The sequence below is a fragment of the Echinicola vietnamensis DSM 17526 genome, assembly GCF_000325705.1.
GTDB lineage: Bacteria > Bacteroidota > Bacteroidia > Cytophagales > Cyclobacteriaceae > Echinicola > Echinicola vietnamensis.
This window is the reverse complement of the sequence record NC_019904.1, coordinates 2,489,316-2,507,487: the sequence shown is the minus strand read 5'-3', so window position 1 is coordinate 2,507,487 and position 18,172 is coordinate 2,489,316. Positions and strand designations below refer to the sequence as shown.

13 protein-coding genes are annotated in these 18,172 nt (G+C 44.6%); 3 read left to right on the top strand and 10 right to left on the bottom strand.

What is annotated here, in order from left to right:
- Positions 1–55 precede the first annotated feature (55 nt).
- The 3 genes from ECHVI_RS10375 to ECHVI_RS10365 form a co-directional block, all read right to left on the bottom strand.
- Positions 56–247: a DUF6728 family protein gene (locus tag ECHVI_RS10375; protein ID WP_015265931.1), complete on the bottom strand. Its 192-nt coding sequence runs from the start codon at positions 245–247 to the stop codon at positions 56–58.
- Between the two features lie 130 nt (positions 248–377).
- On the bottom strand, positions 378–2,363 hold the full coding sequence (gene ispG, locus ECHVI_RS10370) for a (E)-4-hydroxy-3-methylbut-2-enyl-diphosphate synthase (protein WP_015265930.1): 1,986 nt from the start codon (positions 2,361–2,363) through the stop codon (positions 378–380).
- A gap of 13 nt (positions 2,364–2,376) precedes the next feature.
- Entirely contained in the window at positions 2,377–3,081 is a 705-nt protein-coding gene (locus ECHVI_RS10365; RefSeq protein WP_015265929.1) for an SDR family oxidoreductase, read from the bottom strand.
- Positions 3,082–3,570: 489 nt separating this feature from the next.
- On the opposite strand from ECHVI_RS10365, the gene ECHVI_RS10360 reads away from it, so the two are divergent.
- Positions 3,571–4,554 carry a hypothetical protein gene (locus ECHVI_RS10360; protein WP_015265928.1) on the top strand — a complete coding sequence of 328 codons (984 nt, stop codon included), beginning with the start codon at positions 3,571–3,573 and terminating at the stop codon, positions 4,552–4,554.
- Here ECHVI_RS10360 and ECHVI_RS10355 read toward each other — a convergent pair.
- Entirely contained in the window at positions 4,486–5,382 is an 897-nt protein-coding gene (locus ECHVI_RS10355; protein ID WP_015264071.1) for an IS982 family transposase, read from the bottom strand. The two genes, ECHVI_RS10360 and ECHVI_RS10355, sit on opposite strands and share 69 nt — an antisense overlap.
- A 239-nt stretch (positions 5,383–5,621) precedes the next feature.
- Between ECHVI_RS10355 and ECHVI_RS10350 the strand changes: the two genes are divergently transcribed.
- Positions 5,622–6,002 (top strand): hypothetical protein, encoded by a 381-nt coding sequence (locus ECHVI_RS10350; protein ID WP_015265927.1) that lies wholly within the window; start codon positions 5,622–5,624, stop codon positions 6,000–6,002.
- A 436-nt stretch (positions 6,003–6,438) separates the two neighbouring features.
- On the opposite strand, the gene ECHVI_RS10345 is transcribed toward ECHVI_RS10350, so the two are convergent.
- Positions 6,439–7,569, bottom strand: coding sequence for a glycoside hydrolase family protein (locus ECHVI_RS10345; RefSeq protein WP_015265926.1), 1,131 nt, complete (start codon positions 7,567–7,569; stop codon positions 6,439–6,441).
- 441 nt (positions 7,570–8,010) lie between these two features.
- Here ECHVI_RS10345 and ECHVI_RS10340 point away from each other — a divergent pair, with 441 nt between their 5' ends.
- Positions 8,011–9,282, top strand: a complete 1,272-nt coding sequence (locus ECHVI_RS10340) for an alpha/beta hydrolase (protein WP_157501330.1) — start codon at positions 8,011–8,013, stop codon at positions 9,280–9,282.
- A gap of 44 nt (positions 9,283–9,326) precedes the next feature.
- Here ECHVI_RS10340 and ECHVI_RS10335 read toward each other — a convergent pair whose 3' ends face one another.
- The 5 genes from ECHVI_RS10335 to ECHVI_RS10315 all read right to left on the bottom strand — a co-directional run bounded on the left by ECHVI_RS10335 (position 9,327) and on the right by ECHVI_RS10315 (position 18,133).
- A complete protein-coding gene (locus tag ECHVI_RS10335; protein ID WP_015265924.1) occupies positions 9,327–12,824 on the bottom strand; it encodes a hypothetical protein in 3,498 nt (1,165 codons plus the stop codon).
- Between the two features lie 12 nt (positions 12,825–12,836).
- On the bottom strand, positions 12,837–16,565 hold the full coding sequence (locus ECHVI_RS10330; RefSeq protein WP_015265923.1) for a sensor histidine kinase: 3,729 nt from the start codon (positions 16,563–16,565) through the stop codon (positions 12,837–12,839).
- A 73-nt stretch (positions 16,566–16,638) separates the two neighbouring features.
- On the bottom strand, positions 16,639–16,866 hold the full coding sequence (locus ECHVI_RS10325) for a hypothetical protein (RefSeq protein ID WP_015265922.1): 228 nt from the start codon (positions 16,864–16,866) through the stop codon (positions 16,639–16,641).
- Positions 16,867–16,923: 57 nt separating this feature from the next.
- On the bottom strand, positions 16,924–17,478 hold the full coding sequence (locus ECHVI_RS10320; protein ID WP_015265921.1) for a DUF420 domain-containing protein: 555 nt from the start codon (positions 17,476–17,478) through the stop codon (positions 16,924–16,926).
- Positions 17,465–18,133 (bottom strand): SCO family protein, encoded by a 669-nt coding sequence (locus ECHVI_RS10315; RefSeq protein WP_041738538.1) that lies wholly within the window; start codon positions 18,131–18,133, stop codon positions 17,465–17,467. The genes ECHVI_RS10320 and ECHVI_RS10315 overlap by 14 nt, the downstream gene beginning before the upstream one ends.
- Positions 18,134–18,172 lie beyond the last annotated feature (39 nt).

Sequence of the window (18,172 nt, the reverse complement as noted above, 5' to 3'; positions counted from 1 at the left end):
GGATCATATCCGCTAGAGTCGCAGGCTTCGGGATGAGGAATCGGAAACACACATCCTACATCAACCTGCGCACGATCCAGATGATCAGGGCAGCCAGAAACACCAGGATCGATATCTTGTTGATCCCGTGCATCATGCGAAGGTTGAAATTGGACTTTTGGTTTGGATCAGGTTTTTTGAAAACCCTAATGAAATAGTTGCCTACTTCACCCAACTGAAAGAACTCTTTGAATTTATTATCCGCCATGTTTTTTTGTTTATCGTAATGAGTCGTGAGTACTGAGTTATGGGCAAGGAATCTTGGCGTTTCCGCTCCCATATCCAAGTGCTTGATCCCTGCTACTTGATACTACATACTTGCTTCTTGCTACCAACAACTACTCCACCGCTTCCGGTTCAATCCACTGGCCATCCTCACGGATAATATTGATCAGCTCATCGACGGCCTGTTCTGATGGAACGGCCCTTTTAACCACTTCTTTCCCTTTGTACAGGGTGATTTTTCCCTTTCCTGAGCCCACATAACCATAATCGGCATCCGCCATTTCACCGGGGCCATTCACAATGCAGCCCATGATCCCGATCTTCACCCCTTTCAGGTGATCGGTTCTTTTACGGATCATAGCTGTGGTTTCCTGTAAATCAAAAAGGGTTCGTCCACATGAAGGGCAAGAAATATACTCCGTCTTGGACATCCGCGTCCTGGCCGCTTGCAAAACCCCAAAGCTCACAGAATTGTGCAGTTTAATGGTTTCCATAAGGGCATCACGGTCAGGGGCTGCTTTTTCTTCCAGGCCAAGCATCACCCCATCACCAAGGCCATCAATTAACAAACCTCCTAGATCAGTGGCCGCATATAGCATGGTCTGGTCCGCATCTTGCTCCTTATAGCCTGCCTCAGTCACGACGGGAAGCCGAATTTCCGCATTGATCAGGGCGATATAAGCCCTCCTCAAGGCCGGCATATTGTGCTTATTGTCACTATGCAGGATGATGACCACATCATTACGCCCTTTTAATACCGGAATGGCCTTTTCTACCTCCGTATCCTTCAATTTCAGGAAATTCAAGGCTTGGTGCAGATCCTCGGCCGCTTCCAATTCGGCCAACGTAAAGGCGGGGAATTTATGATGATGGTCTTCCAGGGCAGTCCATTGGGCGACATCAATGATTTCTTTCAGGCCGTTCGGCAACATAAAGGAAATGGGATGTTTCCCCGAATACACAAAATCACAACCCACATCATTCATTTTCCACTTGTCCAGTTCGGGCAAATAGAAATGGCCAACATTTTTCAGTTCTTTTTCGGTAATATTTTCCACACGTGAGATATCGGTAATCACCCGCGGAACATTGGTCCCACCGACGTTATACACCTCCATGCTCTCCCGTTTTTCGTATTCGTAGGGATTTAGCGGATAATCGGAAATCGGAGAAATGGCCTCATGACCCGGACGCAATGCATACCGATCGATCAACGCTTTGGCAACCGGTGCTTCAAACTCCGGATCTTCCGTCAAAGACACCCTCACGGTATCTCCCAAGCCATCTTCCAGCAAGGTCCCGATACCTACCGCAGATTTCACCCGGCCATCTTCACCATCACCGGCCTCGGTCACGCCAAGGTGCAGCGGGTATGGCTGAAAACCACCTTCATCCAGTTTCTGCACCAGCAAACGGTAAGCTTGCACCATTACCTGCGTATTGGAGGATTTCATGGATATGACAATATCATGGTAATGCTCTTCCTCACAAATCCTCAAAAACTCCAAGGCAGATTCAACCATGCCCAAGGGGGTATCCCCGTAGCGGCTCATGATCCGGTCGGACAGCGAACCGTGGTTGGTACCGATCCGCATGGCTGTGCCATGTTCTTTACAGATTTTCACCAGTGGCAAAAACCGCTCACGAATCCGCTCCAATTCTGCCTGATAGCTCTCATCGGTATATTCGATTTCCTCAAATTTCTTTTTGTCCGCATAATTTCCCGGGTTGATCCGGACTTTCTCCACGATCCTCGCCGCGATCTCTGCTGCATTTGGTGTGAAGTGGATGTCTGCCACCAACGGCACATGATATCCTCTCTCGGCCAGTCCCGCTTTGATATGGCGGAGGTTTTCGGCCTCCTTGATGCTTGGCGCGGTGATGCGGATAAGCTCACAGCCACTCTTGATCATCCGGATGCATTCTTCGATGGAACCTTCCGTGTCCATGGTATCCTTGGTGGTCATGGACTGCACGACGATGGGATTGTCCCCGCCGATGACCACATCACCGATCTGTACGGGGATGGTCTTCCGTCGGGAATAGCGGGTCAAGCTATCGCAATATTTGGTCTTGGCAATGGTTTCCTTGATATCCATTTTTACTTATTTTTTACAAGTCTCCCAGCTGGGGCCTGATGACTATCTCTTCAACTACGGATTGGGGTGAAAGGTTATATGCAGACCACACCGACTCTGCTACATCCACGGCCTTCATAAAGCGCTCCTCTGGAATGTCCACTCCTTCCCAACTGGCCGTGAAGGTGGCTCCTGGCATCACAGAGGTCACCTTGATCTGATGGGGCAAAAGCTCTTGGCGCAGGCATTGGGTCATTCCCCGCATGGCCCACTTGGAAATGGCATAACTGCCGCCATTCGCATAAGCCGTCAAACCGGCGATGGATCCCATCGAAAAGATGTGTCCCGACTTGCGGGCGATCATCTCCTGCACAAACTCCCGTACCAGGTAATAGGCACTGTAAAGATTGGTCTGCATCATCTGCTCAAAGTTCCCCTCTGGCTCATCATGGATGGCTCCTGGCAAAAACACCCCGGTATTATTGACCAAGACATCAGGGACAAACTCCTCTTTCACCGCTTCGGCCAATGCCTTGACTTCCTCCTTCAGGGACAAATCCGCCACTTTGTAGCCGAATGACACCATAGGGAAATCCTGTGTCATCTCCTGTTTCAATTGCTCAAGGTCAGCCTGGCTCCTTGCACAGGTAAACACCGCAAAACCTTCTGATGCAAAACGCCGGACGATGGCCTTGCCGATTCCTTTCGTTCCTCCTGTCACTAATATACTTTTTGGCATATGGGTAGTTTTAGGTTCTCCATCCATGAATTGTCATATCCCCACCACCGCACCTTGGCGGCTTACAGGGCTAATTAACAAGCAATTACTCCGTGTTAATTAATTAGTACAACAACTAATTTCTCATCCACAAAGTTATCATTTTTTAGGGGAAACGCTATTAACCTCAGCGTGAATTAGAAATTGTCCCAAGGTGATCACACCAATCATTTCCTACACTAAACAACCAAATAGGTTGTAAACTATAAAAACAACTTTTTTGGTTGTTTTGAAGTACGGTTGTTTGGCCGACTTTATCGTAGGACTACAGAAGTGGAATCTGATTCTGCTATTAACTTATTTGCGTCAGAGACGTAGCGCTACCAAGTGCGGAGAATGAGCCCCCAGGGTTCCATATAGCCAAAAAAAACACCTCACTTTTCATTTACCCATGAAAAAAGGCTAACTTCATGATGCCTATGCTTTTTAAACTATCAAAAACTTTATTTTATGAACTACCTTATTCACTTGGTTTTGGCCGCCGTAATGGTGACCGGTACCGGGCTAGCCCAAGACAATGCTGAACTCCAAAAAATGGCGAACGATGATCAGCAGGCACGATTTTCTCCAAACATCGACTGGAATGAACTGAACAAGCAAGACAGCATCCGCATGGAACGGGTGCGCACCCTCCTAGACCAAGGACAAGTCAAAACCGCCCAAGATCACTTCAATGCCGGCATCATTTTTCAACATGGAGAGGACTCCATCACCTCCAACTTAGCGGTCAAATGCTTTGGAAAAGCCATTTTGATGGACTCCACACTGAACAAACGGAGGTTTGCAGCTGCTGTGGACCGTGACCTGATGCGAAAGGGCAAACCGCAAGTCTATGGCACCCAGTTTATCCAAGATGCCGGCACTGGAAAATTCAAACGCTATATCATCGACACCGCAAAAGTGTCGGACGCGGAACGACTGCATTATGGCGTGGAAACACTCGCCCAGCAGCAGGAAAAAGAACGGCTCATGAACCTAAAATCCATCAGTGCATACTATGCCAAAACCAACTCCACCGAGGAGGCCATCGTACTCACCCGAGCTCAGTCTGAGAAAGGCAAAGGTGCTGATGATGACATCTATGAGAACAAGCTGATCAATATTGGGATCCAATTAAAAAATGCTTCTAAAAACCAAGAAGCATTAGCCATCTTCGACCTCATCATCCGTCTTTATCCAGATTCATATAGGGGATATACGCTGTACACTTCCACGCTAAAAAAATCAGGAAAAATGGATAAAGAGTACAAAACCTATATTAAAAACGCCTCCGATAAAGCAAAAAAAGCAGCCATGTCCGTAGCTGGCATAGATGCAGTAAGAGGCGAAAATTTGATATATTTTATTGATAACCTGAGTTCGATTTTAAAACAGGGCTATTTGGTTAGTTTGGACTGTTTGGTATTTGATTGCGGGCTTTTTAGGGAAAAATGAGTAGGCAATGAGTCCTGAAATCATGTTGGTGATGAAATTTCCAAAAGAGCGGTGCCTGGAATGTTCGATCTGACACATGTTTTTCAATTCATCATTTACCGTTTCAATAACAGATCGTTTTCTGAGCATGATTTTGTCCTTCATTTCCATAAGGACATTCTTCATATTATTCCTAATATTGGCAATTAGGTGAAGCCCGTCTGAAAACAACAATTCGGTCAAATCCTTTGAAACATAGCCTTTGTCCGCATATAATTTCCCCTTTAGGTTATTTACGAAACTTTTGTTCCTAAGCGGCTCCCTGTCATCAACATTGGCCTGGGTGACCACAAAGTTTAACAGCTCCCCTTTGTCATTGATGACCAGGTGGAGCTTGAAGCCGAAGAAATATCCCATGGTGGATTTGCCCACCTGGGCAATATCTTTGAAAACCTTGTTCCTTTTTATCCTTTTGTTTTTGCATACCCTGATCGGAGTTGAGTCGATAAACGCAATACCTGTCCCCTCTCCTAAACAACAGGTTTTCAGGAATATAGTCATCGGAAGGGTGGCGGATTGCATCAGTTCAACAAACCTGTTGTAGGAAACGGTCTGGGGGAAAAGGTGTTTTTTATGGACTTTGATAAAATAGAGATAAAAGTGTTTCATGTTTCGGAATCCCCCGGTATGGAACATCACCATAATGGTAATGACTTCGCTCAGGCTCATTCTGGGCCTTCTCTTGGGCCTGTTTCCAAGAATATGTTTTTCAGTGGATTTTTCAAATTGGATGCAGAATTCATCGATAAGATAGAAAATTTCGGTAATTTTGGAGTCAGTTAAGGTCATGTTTTAGTAGTTAATGTATTGAACTTCAACACTTTAATATAACGAAAAAACATGGCTTTTTCTATGTTTCTAATTATAGTTTTTAATTAAATACATAGAAAATATTATCTATATATGTGAATTTTTTTATAAAATAAATTTTAACATTAATTTTTGTGTTATTCTTGCTTGAACGTTTCTTGGCGGACAATTTATGGGGAATTATTAATCGAACTCAGGTTGATAGATAAATTAGAAAAATGAGACTGATCGTTATTCTATTAATAATTATTTGCTTTTCTTGTCATACAAGCATTGAAGACAGGAAGCCTACATTAGGATTCCATTCGAAAAGTGACATTGGTGAAGCACAGCTCTGGGTCATCACCACGAGTTATGCTTCCACGACTGATTCGACAACTTTCTACTTATCGGAAGACGGTTCTGCCGGCAGCTTCAAGTGGAAACCAAGCTTCAAGGGGAGTAATGGAGAAGGATTTCTCGTGGCAGGGGTAGTAGGCAAAGAGAATTTGACCGACACCATAAACCATTATTATATCTCCTATCCAAGTGGTGTACTGATAGACCCCGAATACTGGATCACAGTCACCGCTGACAGCTTGAATTTTGAAAAATTTTAGCAGACCCACTTCCTTTTTGAATTACAACTTAGCTGACCATCCCGCTGTCCGGCCGATGTTCTCGTAAAATCACAGAAGTGGAGCCCGACACTGCTATTGACTTACTTGAGTCAGAGACTCAAAGCTAACAAAGGCCGGGGCGGAGACCCGGCATATCCAACCCATTTGAACAACAATTTGGCTGACCATCCCGCTCTCCTTCCGACATTGTCGTGGGATCACAGAAGTGGAGTCGCACCGCCATTGACTTACTTGAGCCAGAGACTCAAAGCTACCAAATTCCGGGGCGGAAACCCGGCATAACCAACGGTAGGACTTGGAGGCAGGTGGTGGTCGAAGTCACCGTTACGCTAGAGACTTCGACCACCATAGAGACTTCGACCAGTTTACTTTCTTTGCTCTTGGCCCTTGACTCTTAAATATCTTACTCTGATAATCAATAAATTGCCTTCTCAAGCTCCACCCAATGCTCTTCCGTCATTCTTCCGGGGGTAAAAAGACAAATTCCCGTGGCGCCGTTATCCATGGATTCGCGAATTGCGGCACCCAGCTCGCTAGGCAATAGGCCATGGCCCTCTGGATCTTCGATTTCCGCTTTCTTCTCTGGATTGGGACAGATAAATAAACCGCTAAAAATCGGACGCTCGCCATTGACGCTCGTCACTTCTTCATGGACCACTTCTCCGATCCAGTCGGTACCTTCCAGGTAAAAATCGTTATAGTTCATGGGAAACACTGCATCCAAGTCCCACTTGTTCCATTCCTGTCGCACCAGTTTCATAGCAGTAGAAGGACCTGGGAAGACCGCTGCATTAATTTTTTTGCCATGTTCGTGCACCTTCTCTGAGAGCCTGTTAACGATACTTGTAATTAAGTCATACCGGAATTGCTTCCACTCCTGCACTTGCGTGGGGTCTTCTGCAGCCTTGATATCAATGCCTGTCTTTTCTTTGAAATCTCCCGTACATTGGTCACAGTAACAATAATCAAACTGTGGATGTTCTTTGTCCATGGTCAACCCGTATTTGTCCCATAGTCCTCTCGCCAAGATCACATCAGGAAAACGGATATAATCCAGGTGAATGGCATCGACTTCTTCTACATCGGCCACATTGGTATACATGTTTTCCAGAAACTGATATGTCCCTTCCTTGCTTGGACATAGGAAAGTATAATGTGGCACATAAGCAGGTTTTTCCAAGGCAGATTCACCATTGCGGTTGACGGCATACCACTCCGCCTTCAGCTCATCGGTCTTGTGCTGAACCATCGTCGGAATCCAAGCGTGAAAACCCAGTCCGAGCTCCTTCGCAATCTTTCCTACTTTCTTGTAATCCGCTGGATTATGACCGCCATTGTACATCAAGGCATCGATTCCATGTCCTTTAAACTTGGTAAAGGCCTCTCTGATTTCATCCTCAGTCTTGTCGTTATAGCCGCCCAGCCAAGCATGGACTGGAATTTTCTGCTGGGCCACTTTTTGGGTTTCATTTTCTTGCTGCTGCTTGTTGCCTGAACAACTCACCAACATGCTGACAGCAATCAATAGGGTAAGCATTTTATTCATAATGTTCAAAGTAAAGGGTTATATACAATCATTTGCTTTACAACGCCCCTCCTCACACAAGGAGAAAAAGCACTTGTTAAAATTAAAAAATTTAATCATCAATAGCCATCTTTATGTATTTTTTTAATTATCAGAAAGAAGACTGCTCACTCATTCCTTTCTCTACAATCCAAAGATAATCAAGGATCCTCTGAGCCAACGTCAGTAAACAATGGAAAATGCTACCCGTTTTGCAACACTTGCCTTTAGGAGCATTGACCGAGCAAGGCGAATGAGTATATTTGTGATAATCATTATTATAGTGGTTTTATGCCTTAAAATAAAGATCAATTGAACAATTCCAGCAGCTCTTCGCGAAGACTACTTTTAGCATGCCTAATGGCCATTTGCCTGTTGATGTCACACGGATTTCCGACCGTGATGGGACAGACAGGTAAATGGATGAGCAAAACAATACAGGATTCTATCCGCTATTCCATCCAACAGCCTTCCGTTCTCTTAACAGATCAAGAGGGGCATTTCTTGACGATCGCTTACTTGGTCAATCCAGGCTTTGAAAAAACAGGTCTCAACACCACCAAAGAGGATGTAGATTGGCTGCTAAATCAAGGTTATCGAGTGGTCATATTGGACTATAATCATCATTCCAAGGCCATCAGTCCCCACATCAATCAAGACATCATCGCCCTCAACGACGCGATTGCTTCAGGGGAATTTTGTAGCTTAAAAGACTGCTCTATACTCCAATCTTATGTGCTCTTTGACGGTTATCGGATCAAACGAAATATCCCGTACGTTAAAGACGACCCCACCGTTTACAATTGTCCTGACCAATACACGGTAGGAGATAGTTTACGCATGGACATCATTTATCCTGCCAATCCCAAAACTCCTGTCCCTGTGGTCCTGTCCTTTTCATACAGCAACAGCTACGCCACGTACGATGAAGAAAAAGGCATGCTTACCGCTGCCAACCAAAACAAGCGTACTTTTCTCCCCTACACCTTTGCGGGTTTTGACGACAGTCTACTGGAAGGTGCACCTGCTGCCGGTATGGCCTGGGCCATTGCAGACCATCCCAAATATTGCCCTTGGGGCAGTGGAAAACCATTGGCAGGCAAGAACGACACCTATAAATCCTACCAAACCAATCCCGATGCAGCCAAAAAAGTGAAAGCTGCCATTCGCACTTTAAGAGCCAAGGGGGCCGATTTAGGGCTTTCGGAAAAAATAGGCATTTACGGATTCTCCCGCGGATCCACTGCCGGCGCACTGGCCATAGGTGACCGTCATGTTCCAGCCTTCGAAAATGCAGGGTGGTATCGGGAAATCTCTGATGCGGTACAGGCCGCGGTACTCGGACCGGGTGTTTTTGACTATACCCAAATTTACGGGCATCAAAATGATGGTGACGAGAACCTTGAAAGCCGCTGTCCTTGGGCATGGGGAAATTTGGCAGATAACCGAGAACAATGGGAAACCATGGGGGCTACCTATTTGATAAAATCTTCTGCTACTCCTCCTGTTTTCCTTTTTTACAACACCAGTGATGCCCCCTACTATGCAGATCAAATCACCGTACTAACGCAAAAACTGGACAGTCTACACATCCCACATTTTGTACTGAAAGACTACGGATCCGGACACTCTGTACCCAAAAGAACGCAAGACCTGGGCCTAATATATCGATTCTTAGAAGAAAACCTTAAATGACCTGCAGGTGACTTCAGGTAATAGCCCCTGGTATTTCTGGCCATTTAAAACAAAGCAGAAACCTGCATCCTTCCGGTATGGACCATACGCTCCAATCCTTCAGAATCCCTGCCTTCATAGGACAAGTTCAGTTGGAGCCCTTCTCCTATTTTCTGGATCCAATTGATACTCCAGGAAATGTTGCGGCCCACTGTGAGCGCCTCTAGCATTTCATAGCCCACTGGTGAATTCACCTGTCCATTATAATCGATCTGAGTGTACTTTACCAATGCATTGACGGTGGTCTTGATCGCCTTGGCATAGCGGATTTCCGTGGCCAGCTCATGTAGAGAGGCTATTTCCTGGAATTCATCATTATCGGCATTTTCCTTATGGGTGAATTTATAATGAAAAGTCGTTCTAAAGATGGAGGATGGCTGCCAAGTAAGCTCGGGGCCTGTGGCCAAATGATCCACATGGTAATTTCGGTTATCCAAATAATCTGAAAGCGCCACGGTTTGGCCCATATTGGCTTTCAGCCGAAAATTGATCAACCGGTTAATGTTCATCCTAAAATTTATCCGCCAATCTTCTTGTTGGTTTTCCTCGAAACCGCCTGTCAGCAATTGCTTATTGCTGCTCTTGAAAATGCCTAAATCGGCTCCATAAGAGGAAGAGGTCCGGTTAAAAAACAAAGTGGACCGAAATACCTCTCTAAAAGACACCAAGTCTTTCGGGGCTACGGCATTGGCAAAGGGACTTACCCGCATCCAAAAGTCTCCAGCAGTGATTTTCTTTTCCACATTCCAGCTGGTCGTATTGGAGAACTTGCTCAGCATTTTTTTTATTCCCGCTTCCTTCCGCCACTGATCGGGAAACTGGGCATTCAACCGATAATTGAAGAGGGTGGTGTACGCCTGGATGTAATCGTCTGTCGGGGTAAACATCCTGATGTAATTTTTCTCCTCTGGATTGATCGCCAAGTAAAACTCTTCCAGCTGCTGTATGCCGTCCTCATTATCGTCCCGCCACGTGTGCGTTCCTTCGCCTGTCGGCACCGGTAGATAGACAAACTCCCGCCTTAATTCTTGCCCATTGCCAATGGCATAGCTCAGTTCATTCCGGAGATTATTGTCCAATAAAGCACTGACATAATCCAGCCGGCCCATCACCGTACTTTCCCGCGATTCACTGCCTCTTAGCTGGTATAACCGCCGATAGGTCAGGGTACCCATTACATCATGTGCTCCAAACCGCTTCTGCAACCCATAATTTGTGGTAAAGGCTTTGGTGTCGGGAACCATGCTGCCCTCCACCGGAAAGCGGTCTTCCCGCCAGCTGACATCTGCAAAAAAACTGAATGGCAAGGTGTCATTGGACCGAATGAAAAATTTATGCGACAGGAAATTCATGGCACTGCTGACCACCGAATCCTGCTCAATGTCTCTATTCTGGTTACGGTCCACCTTAAATTCGTATCCCGGCACGAAAATCTTTGACCGGTAGAGGACCTCCGCATCATAGCGTAGCCATGTTGAGGTCATGGAAGGCATGTCACTTTGGAGGAGAAAAAGATCCTGACGGGCAAACCACCTTCTTCCAAACTGCTGATACCACTTGGCCCGTTGCTGGGTGCCCTCCAGTTGGTCACCGCGCTTCCGGTAATTCATCTGATATGACAGCTCATTGGCGGCATCTTTCCGCACTCCTGCTTTGGCCATGATCAGCTTTTCACTGGCAGGGGCTTCCATGGCCTCACGGGAGAGTCCCCAATCACGATCAAATTCAATGTACCGCTGTCGGTCAATAAACCGAAAATTCACCGAATTATATTCAACCTCCGTCGCCGCCTCCAAAGCATAACCTTTTAGCCAACCAATTGGTCTTCCCTCAGAGACCAGCCCCCCTTTGAGCCCATATCCCTTATTGTCTTCATTGCCCCTGGCAGCAAAAAGGTTAACGTCTTGATCAGACAACGCTGCTTCCCCATAAATTTTCTCGTAGGGGCTCAACTTCACCTCCCCACCTGCAGTGATCATTTGCTTCTTATTGGGAGCCGGAAGAATGGCATAAAGGGTATAATTCCCCTGCAGTTCTCCATTGACGGGAGGGACATACTCATAAACGAAACCATTGGCCAGCTGTTCCTGCCTGCGGTAGTTCCCATTTCCATTCCCCACCTCTGTAAAGGTAACGTCAAAATGCGCGGCCGAGGGATCAATAGAATATTCATAATAATGGCTGATATCTTCTTGGGGATTGGGCAGCGCTACCTTTCGGTATAAAATCCGCTGCGGATCAAACGCCACACTGTCTACACGGGGTACAGCTGCAGCATTGATATCATCGCCCACGGCCGCCAAAAGCAGTTTATCTTCTTCCGTATATTCGTCAAATAGAGGCCGGTTTCGGTTGTCCTGCTCCTTGTAATAATTCACGTAGAAGGTTGCCTTTTCATGCTCCTGAATATGATTGGCCGTCAGAATAGACCTCGAAAAATTCCGCTCTGAATATTCATAATCGATCCTTACACGAGAATATTGGGTAATCAGCACATTGGTCGTAAAAGTGACCTGGCCTTGGTTATAATCTATGATATAATCATGGTTAAAGCCACGCTTCAGAAGCTTACCGTCCAGGAAAACCCGTTCTGAATTTGCCATTACGATAATGTACCGCTCATTATCGGGCCCCGGTATCCGGTATGGTCCCAGCACCCCTTCCTTCACATCCAGCTGGACGGAATTAAATTTCCCTTTGGCTATAGACGCCCCCACTTGGGTAGAGGCTTTCCATTTATCCCCCATGTTATAATCAGTGGTCATTTGGAGCCCTTGGACGTTTTTATAATACCTCAAAAAAGTGGAGTTCCGTTCTCTAAACACCACATCACCTGCCTTAAGGCTAAAGTCATCATTGTAAAGTTCTACCAAGACATTGTCAAAATCCTGTACCTGCTGGGTATTGCCTTGGGGTTGGAAAGGAACATTTTGGTCAGTGATACTGGCACGGATGAAGAGATCATCCGTGAGCTGACCGTCCATCTGCAGGTTTAGGGCTGAATTCACAAAAACGTTTTGAGTATTCCCAAAGGAAACCCCACGGGTCAAGCTCCCTGACTTATTCAGTTTACCTGATGGAAATATCTCCTCCCGGAAATCATAGACTTCTCCTTCCACGGCTTTGACCTTCTTAAAATAGGCCATGGAATCGTAATCTGATGCCAACGTCCGATGGGCATAAGTCTTGCTCAATTCATAAGGAAAACGGCGATAACAAACCTGTAAGGAATCTGAAAAAGTCCCTTCACCACGGTATACGGTAAGCATACCGGAGTTGGAATTATAATGCCACTGATAGGCCTCTTTCCCAGAAATGGATATGGAATTTTCCAGTGCGGTCAGGGAGTCTAATTTGACATAAATGGAATCTGCGGAAGCGGCTGTCTCAAACCATTTACAAAGCGGTTGCTGGCCCATTACAGGCACACTCCACATCAATCCTGTCAAGCTTACCAGAAACTTGCAGACTATTGATAAAAAAGCTCTCCAACTCCCCCTCATACCATTTCCTCCTTATGAAGCACCTGGCTTGGCCATCTTCACCAATGGAAAAGTCAAATAGAAAGAAGTACCTTCCCCCACGACCGTTTCAAACCAAATATTCCCTCCGGCCGTCTCCACTCCCCTTTTGGCAATGGCAAGTCCTAGGCCAGAACCTTCACTTTTGGTGCTAAAGTTCGGAATGAAAATTTTATCGCGGAACTCCTCGGGAATACCGGCACCATTGTCTTTCACCTCTAACCGGGTCCACTCCTTTTGAGTGGTCAACGTAACGGTCACCGTGGGCACCCTGTCCTCCGGCACCGACTGGAGGCCGTTAATGATCAGGTTAGAAATCACCCTGCCAAATAGTTTATCGTCCCCCATGACAGGCAGCCGTTCTTGTACTTGATCATAAAAAACCACCTTTCCCCGTTCATTGTTTTTGAATAGCTCCACTGCATTTATCACAACTTGTTCAAAGTCCATCAGCTCATTCTTGGGCAGCGGCATTTTGGCAAAAGTAGAAAAAGAGGTGGCTATATCGCTGAGGGTATCCACCTGATTGATCATATTATGGATGGGCTTTTTAAGTTTTTCGGGATCGTCGATCCGCCCTTCCGCCTGCAAGCGAAGCAAGTGCTGAAGGGTGAGCTTCATTGGTGTAAGCGGATTTTTGATTTCATGTGCCACCTGTTTTGCCATTTCTCGCCAAGCAGATTCTTTTTCAGTCAATGAAAGTGTCTTCCTACTGGCTTCAAGTTTATACAGCATATTATTATATTCTTTTACCAATAGGCCTATTTCATCATTCGTAGGCCAGTACATCGGTTCATTGTCCTCCAGATTAGTCACTTTTAGCTTTTGCGTCAGCAATTTAAAAGGATCCGTCAGCTGTTTGGAAACAAAGTAGGACACAATCAAAAACACGATAAAAATGGCTACGAATATATTGATAATGGTACTGAACACATCCACAATCAGTACATTGAGTTCTTCCTCTGATTCGAAAAATGGAATGGAGATGATGCCAAGGGTATGCTGTCGCTTCATCTCACGAAGGCTGATGTATACGGTCTTATATTTCAAGCTTCCCACTTGTTCATCCAAGATCACCTGGTTGTTTTGGGCTTCTATGATTTCGGCATAGGCCTCTGGATTTAGGTAGCGGGTAAGCACTTTCTTTTCGATGATATTAGGTTGGCTGGTGGCCATCAGCTTTCCATCCGAGGAAAACACATTGATGTCTGTCGCGGTGGTATTAGCCAAACGGTAGACCTCTGCCAAAAACTCATCCCTGTCCATCACTCCTTTGGTCTCTTGTTCCAGGTATTGAAATAAATTGTCCCGGATGATATTGGCCTTTTCAAAATATTGGCGATGCAGGTCTTCCAAATAGGATTTACTCAATAAGCCAATGGAAATGGCACTGATCACCAGCATAGGAACAAAAAACGCAAAATTAAGGTGAAACTGAAGTCTCGTCGCGTAATTAAACTGGACTTTATTCAGGCCATTGAGCAGGGCGTAAATAATAATAAAAAACAGTGTACATGCAATGTAGCTGATAAAGAAGAAAGAAACATCCGCCAAGATATAATTATACGGATAAATGGGACTGGATACGATCAAGGTACTCGAACCGTTTCGCACCCCAAAATGATGATACCCATCACGGTTCATGCCACTTTTATAAAGGTTATTGTTTTCTAGCAGTTCTATCACATCAGGGTTTCGGTAATTGTAAACCCCTATGCTATACTGTAACACACTATCCCTGAAAAGGGCATAATCAAGGTTGCTATCGTAAATGTCATCAATATATTTCTTATCGAGCAGAAGCTTAGGAAAAACACTGGTGGACTTTATACGCTGCTGTACCAATTCCATGACAATGGTTCCGATGAAATCCCCATCTTTTACCATGGGCATAAATGCATAAAACTTATTTCCTTCTACCCCTTCTCCCGATTTGACAAAATAAAGATTTCTGACACTGGTAGCGTAATCACTATTCATATAACGATACCTAAGATCATCCAAAGATTGCTCATTGCTTCGATCCAGAACATCTTCTCCACTGGGCGAAAAAATCATGATATTCAATTCATATTGATCAAAGTAATTGGAGATATATATCTTACGGATTTTTTGTTCTACTGGGTCTTTGGAAAGGGACGGGTTGGTCATGCGATTTTTAATGAATAAATCTTCCTTCACCCGTTGCATCACATCACTCAACAGAAACTCGGCCATGACATCCTTTTCCCTCAAAATCTGATTGGCCAACCGTTCCTTCTCATGAATTTCCCGTTTCCCATAATCCTGGTAGGATGCTGCTCCAGTCACTACCGCCCCTACCAAGCAACCGAAGAAAAACGTGAGGAAAGTATTAAGCTGTAACTTTAAGACATTGTCATAAAGCTCAAAGGAAATGATGGCTACCAACAGGATGATGTGTGAGATATAAACTACAAGATAGATGAAATCAAACCAAGCAGTCACCAACAGAATTGGGAGTGAAAGCCCCATCAGAACCTTTAATGCATAAGCTTTCTTAGCCCTTGCCTTATAAAACACTAAATTTAGTGACATCAGGGTAAACATCAAGTAACCTGCGCCACCCACAAACAAAATCAAGATACTGATGGCCTTGAAATAATCGAATGTAGGTATGTCCAAGATGTTCAAGTTCCATTGGGAATTATTGGAAATATTCGTAAACAACTTGAAAAACAGAAAAAGAAAGAACCCCGAAAGCAGATAGGCAATCAAATAAAACACCCATTGGTAATAGCGCTTTCTAATTTTGGCGAATGCTACGATTACTTCCCGTCTGCCCAGCATACTGATCAACATGGCCAAAACAATGGCTGAAAAAATCACGTTCAACAACAAATCCCCTAAACTGGGGTTCAATATGGAGGAGGCATAGTAGGTAGCATCAAACAGTGGTACTTCAAAATAATCTTGGGGAAAGTGAAATACGAGCATGATCGCCCTGATACTGACCAAAATCGAAATCGTATATAGCAATGCCAGCTTTCGCCTTCCATGACTCCAAAGGCGGACCACAAAATCTCCTCCCAGAATGAAAACTAATCCCGTCAGGGAAAAGAAAAACAGCAACAGCGCAGTGCTGGATTTATGTCCGACCGGCACGTATCCCATCCTGAGGGAAACAGAAAAGAAGTATTCGCCTCTATTGCCGGTTACTTTATCATACTCTCCACGAGGCTCTGCCGATAAAATAAAGCGATCATTCCCGAAGACATCATTATTGTAACCCGCATGTAAATACTCATTATCGATTTCCACCTTATCGTACAGAGAATACACCTGTACCATCCAATATTGCTGGTTATTCCTGTTGATACTTCGTACCCTTGAAAAATAGGTTCCCTTAGAATTATCAATTAATTGATAGGGCTTAAAAGACGCTCCGGTATCAACATCCTTAAAATCCGGAATCATTGAAACACTGGACCAATATAACAATTGACCATCCGATGTATAGAGGTAAAAAGGATGCTTGGAGTCAAAGTTTAACGTAGAAAAGGACATTTGCTTTTCAGGCCTGTAATTCATTAACAGCTGAATAAAATCCTCATCGAATTCCTCTGCTACTTTTCTGGTAGTCGTCTCAATCTGCTCTAATCCTGCTTTTGACTCGTCAGGACTTCCAGAGAAAAAGTTAATGGCCAGGACAATCGCCATTAAAATGATCCCAAAAACAATAATTAGCCTTCTCTTCTTAAGCATATTTCACCTGACAGTAGCATTAAAAGTAAAAAAGCAAAGTCTAATTTCAAACTTTGCTTTCTTATTTACACGTTTAAGTCGTACTGACGAGTTTTTTTCGCTTGGAATTACGATACCATAAAAAACCAATAACAGCTGCCAATAGATAAGGGGCAACAAAAAGGTAAAGAATGCCCATGTTTAGGCTGGCACCGACAGTGGTTTCACCATTGGAAACGTTATTTTCTACGGAGGCCCTACACATCGCACACTGGGCTACAGCCATGACCTTCGGCAAGACCACAAATGCCACAACCAACATGATGTTAATCCAGAACTTCTTCATACTTTCTAATACGTCGATGATTACTAATGGGTTTTAATGGCTGTAATAAGAACTGATCATCCAATACACCACCACTCCTGACACGGTCACATACAGCCAAATAGGATATGCATACCGCACGATTTTACGGTGCTTTTCCACCATGCCTTTTTGGCCGTAATAATAGGCCAATAATATCGGGAACAACGCCACTGCTGCTAAAATAATATGACTGATCAAAATGATAAAATACACCGTTCGAATCATCCCCTCACCGCCAAAGCTAGTGCTTTCAGCGGATGCATGATAGACCACATAAGAAACCAAAAATATCGCTCCTAAGCCAAAAGCTATAGTCATCGCGGCACGGTGATAACTGATCTTTTTGTTCTTTATAAATACCAATCCCGCAATCAAGGCCAAACTTGCAGTGAAATTAATCACGGCATTTAAATGAGGGAGGAAGTACACCCAATCGCTTGCCAAATCAAGTTTAGCGGGCATAAATAACAGGATGGCCACCACAACGGGGACCAGGATAGAAACAACCGTTATAAGCCTGTAAATTCCTTTATTGGCTTTTGGTTCTGAAAACTCAGTCTTTTCCATGTAATAATATTTTTGTCTCCAATATCAGCAGGTCTACATCCTCACGATTGGTACCGCTATAATATCCTCTGATCCTCCCTTCAGTATCAATGAGGGCGAGTTTATCACTATGGATAAAATCTTCAGGAACCCCTTTTCCGTCAATGGTGGGAAGGACAAAACCACATCTTGCCAGCTCATAGACCTCCGCTTTGGGACCATTGAGAAAATGCCACTTCTCTGGATTCGCTTGATGGAGGGTAGCATAATCCTTTAGCCTTTCTGGAGTATCATAATCAGGATCGATGCTGATGGAATACAACTGCACGGTTTCTTCATTCCTAAAGGCATCCTGCACACGCTCCAATTCCAAGGACATCACTGGACATATACTGGGACAACTCGTAAAAAAGAAATCCACAATCGTGACTTTTCCCTTCATCTCATCCCTGCCGACAATTGCACTGTCTTGATTGACAAAACTGAAATCAGGAATGTAATGTTGTCCTTCGTTTTGATAATTACAATCTCCAAAGGGATCCTCTACCCCATTTTCATACAGAATGGGGATCTCATAGGTATTTTCTCCAAAGTTACGAAGAAAGAGAATAATCAACACGGGCACCATCAGGATACATACCAACACTAAGCCCTGTAATACTCTAATCATTTTCATATTACCAATACAAACAAAAAAGTAGGTTGAAAGCATTCC